General features: G+C 38.8%; 3 protein-coding genes. All 3 read left to right on the top strand.

Translation table 11 applies throughout. The annotated features are described in order from the left end of the window. Positions 1-424 precede the first annotated feature (424 nt). Positions 425-1,513: a tetratricopeptide repeat protein gene (locus AB685_RS29250; RefSeq protein WP_241773419.1), complete on the top strand. Its 1,089-nt coding sequence runs from the start codon at positions 425-427 to the stop codon at positions 1,511-1,513. 108 nt (positions 1,514-1,621) lie between these two features. Then, positions 1,622-2,563 (top strand): thioredoxin-disulfide reductase, encoded by a 942-nt coding sequence (gene trxB, locus AB685_RS29245; RefSeq protein ID WP_047974126.1) that lies wholly within the window; start codon positions 1,622-1,624, stop codon positions 2,561-2,563. Positions 2,564-2,826: 263 nt separating this feature from the next. Further along, a partial coding sequence (locus AB685_RS29240; RefSeq protein ID WP_047974128.1) for an 8-oxo-dGTP diphosphatase occupies positions 2,827-3,156 on the top strand: 330 nt, incomplete at its 3' end.

Raw genomic sequence — 3,156 nt, 5'->3', positions numbered from 1 at the left:
TGCTATCGGTACTTGAAGAGCGTCATAAACCAAAATTATAAACTAGAAGAAGGCCTATTTGGAAAGCAAGTAGGTCTTCTTTTTTTGTTCTAATAGAGTTTGCTCAACATTTCAGAAACTAGCCACAAAAGATATAGGATTGTGATTAATTCCACAAACTTTTGATAGTATACTATGAGTGTAAGGAAGTTAGTGTTCGCTAACCCCAATCAATTTTTTACGTATATGTGAATGTCTTCACAAATTATTAAAAATGAAAATGCCAGACGATCGACTTGGACCCTACAACGAGGTTTCATATCTTGATCGAAAATATCAATGGAACCCCCAATATTACCGTCACTCCGTATGTCGATCATTGAAAAAGCAATCTACCTTAATTCCCCTTCCCCACGATCCCGCCATTTATTGTATACTTAAGCGTATGAATGCAAAGCTGGAGGAATCGAACTTCATGAATTTCACACCTGAAAATGAACAAGAAAACCGAAATGTTGTCCCTTTTTATAGAAGTGGCGATTATTTCTTTCATAGAGGCATTATTGCTTATCGAAAAAACCATTTAAAGCGAGCAGTGAAGTTATTTGAGCGTGCTGTGAAGCTTACAGATAAAGAGCCAGTCTTTCATGTTCAATTGGCTGCAGTTCTTTCAGAGATCGGGCAGTATGAACGTTCAAATGATATTCTTTCAATAGTTCTAGCTAAACACGGAGATGTGCAGTCGGAATGTTATTTCTTTATGGCTAATAACTATGCGTATCTTGGTTTATTTGAAAAAGCTGAAGAGGCTGCTAAACGTTATATGGTTCTAACACCTGGTGGCGAATTCTTTCGTGATGCAGGGGACTTATTGGAGCTTATGCAAGTTGAACAAAATGAGAAGGATGAAGACGAAGAAGAGTGGGATGAACTCGACTTATCTTCTGATGAATACATTATTGAACACGACCGTGCTCGGACTTTATTAAAAAAGGGAAAGCCAGAAGAGGCCATCCCCATTTTGCAACATATTATTGAAGAACATCCCACCTGCTGGGCAGCGCATAATCATTTAGCAGAAGCTTTATTTCGATTAGGTGATGATTCAGCGTTTGAAATTAGTCRAAACGTGTTAGAAGAAGATGAGGGGAATCTCTTTGCTTTATGCAATTTAGCTGTCTTCTTTACGTTGCAACAGGAAAAAGAGAAAGCTGCTCCATTTATAAATACTATTAAACGCATTTATCCGCTAGATATCGAACATCATATAAAGGTAGCACAAGTGTTAGCGGCAGTAGGTGATTATGAGCAAGCTATTAGTCGAATTATTCGTGTCGAACCATTTTTACTTKAGCGCGAACCGGATCTTTTTCACTGTCTGGCAGTGGCTTATTATCAAACCGACCAACAAGAAAAGGCTTTGTTTTATTGGAGACGAGCAGAACGATTAGGGAGTACAATCGCCGGAGACCTCCTTCTGAAGATAGAACAAAAACAGCTACAGGATAACGAATTATCATACCGTCTATGGTAATTGTTAAGAAATTATATAGTTTGAGCATATAAGTAGACACTTATATATTACTTGTTTACGATGGGGATATAATCTATTAATTAGTAGTGAATCAAGGAGTGGATCAGGATGAGTGAAGAAAAAATGTATGATGTAATTATTGCAGGAGCAGGTCCAGCAGGTATGACTGCGGCTGTGTATACATCTCGTGCAAACCTTAGCACGATTATGCTTGAGCGTGGGGTTCCTGGTGGACAAATGGCAAATACTGAAGATGTTGAGAACTACCCAGGTTTTGATCACATTCTAGGGCCTGAATTATCAACAAAAATGTTCGAGCACGCAAAGAAATTCGGTGCTGAATACGGATATGGCGATGTGAAAGAGATTGTTGATCATGGCGACTATAAAGTAGTGAAAGCAGGCAGCAAAGAGTACAAAGCGCGTTCTGTGATTGTGGCAACTGGTGCTGAGTACAAGAAGCTAGGAATTCCTGGGGAAAAAGAATTAAGTGGTCGCGGTGTATCTTACTGTGCAGTATGTGACGGTGCTTTCTTTAAAGGGAAAGAGCTTGTCGTTATTGGTGGAGGAGACTCTGCTGTTGAGGAAGCGGTTTACCTAACACGCTTTGCTTCAAAAGTAACGGTTATTCACCGTCGTGATCAATTGCGTGCCCAAAAAATCCTTCAAGATCGTGCGTTTAACAACGATAAGATTGAATTCATTTGGAATCATGTAGTCAATGAAATCAACGCAGATGGTGGAAAAGTAGGCAGCGTATCAATTGAGAACACTGAGACAGGTGAGAAGAAAGACTTCAAAACAGACGGTGTCTTCATTTATATCGGAATGCTTCCACTTAATGCAAGTGTCAAAGACCTTGGTATTTTAAATGAAGAAGGGTATGTTGTCACAAATGAGGAGATGGAAACGAAAGTTCCTGGCATTTATGCAGCAGGGGATATTCGTGAAAAATCTTTGCGTCAAATTGTAACAGCAACTGGAGATGGAAGCCTGGCAGCCCAAAATGTGCAACATTATCTTGAAAGTCTCACAGAAGGAACAAAATAATTCAAAAAACTACAGAAAAAAACGTAATTCGGTCTTAATGAGTTTGTAACAAGTATGAAATAAATATGGGGTATCATATAAATAAGTAATTGACCCCCTTTTTTATATATTTTGCACGGACATCTTGTCCGTGCCCTTTTTTTGTCTTTTTTTAAACGTTTTTGTAAAAAGTTCCTTTATGTAAATTTTCCCTAATTCAAGTAATTGTGACGATATCAAAATGAATGTATAATAAAATGGAGATAGAATGTGAGGTGAAGCTGTTGCAAAGGGTTACAAACTGTGTACTCGTAAATGATGATAAAGCGTTATTACTCCAGAAACCCCGTAGAGGCTGGTGGGTGGCACCAGGCGGAAAGATGGAGTCAGGAGAATCAATTAAAGAAACTGTAACAAGAGAATTCCGTGAAGAAACGGGGCTTCTTGTGAAGGATGCAGAGCTACGTGCGGTTTTTTCAATGGTCATTATAGAAAATGATGCGATAAAGTCTGAATGGATGATGTTTACATTTCAAGCGACACAGTTTGAAGGTGAACAGCTTGATCAGTCACCAGAGGGAGAACTAGCTTGGCAAGCACTTAACCAGATTAGT

This window comes from Bacillus sp. LL01, assembly GCF_001037965.1.
The sequence above is the reverse complement of the archived record's forward strand: the minus strand, read 5'-3'. Positions and strand labels throughout refer to the sequence as shown.